Raw genomic sequence first — 486 nt, 5'->3', positions numbered from 1 at the left:
AGGGCCCGACGGCGGATAGGAGCGGCACCGCTGCGGCGGCTGTTCGAGATCCTCGCCGGACCCGTCGCCCACCTCGGGCAGGCGGGTTCGTTCTACCGGGGGCTTCGGACCGTGGCCGTGGACGGCACCTTGCTGCACGTGCCCGATGAGGAGGCGCTCACCTGGCGCTATGCCAAGCGAGCGGGCGAGAGCGTGGAGTTCGGCTACCCGCCGCTGCGACTCGTGATCCTGATCGAGTGCGGCACCCGCGCCCTGCTGGGTGTGCTGGACCGCACGATGCTCCTGCTGGCCGATGCCGGCTTCGATGGGGCCGAGTTGGTCCGGGCCGTTTCCGCCCCGGGGCGCGGAGGCTGCGGCGGTGAGGGCGGGCGGCCGGCGTCAGGCGAGCCCCCGCAGGACGGACCCGAGCCGCTCCAGGGACCGCCGTACGTACGGGAGTTCCAGCGGGTCCCGGGCGGTGAGCGCGGCCAGCCGTTCCTCGGTGTC

At 73.9% G+C, this 486-nt stretch carries 1 pseudogene; it reads left to right on the top strand.

The window, feature by feature from the left end:
- A pseudogene (locus G3I78_RS47855) lies at nt 1-486 on the top strand (hypothetical protein); the annotation flags it as partial.

The sequence above is a fragment of the Streptomyces sp. SID13726 genome, from assembly GCF_010548375.1.
GTDB lineage: Bacteria > Actinomycetota > Actinomycetes > Streptomycetales > Streptomycetaceae > Streptomyces.
This window is presented reverse-complemented; position numbering and strand designations above follow the sequence as displayed.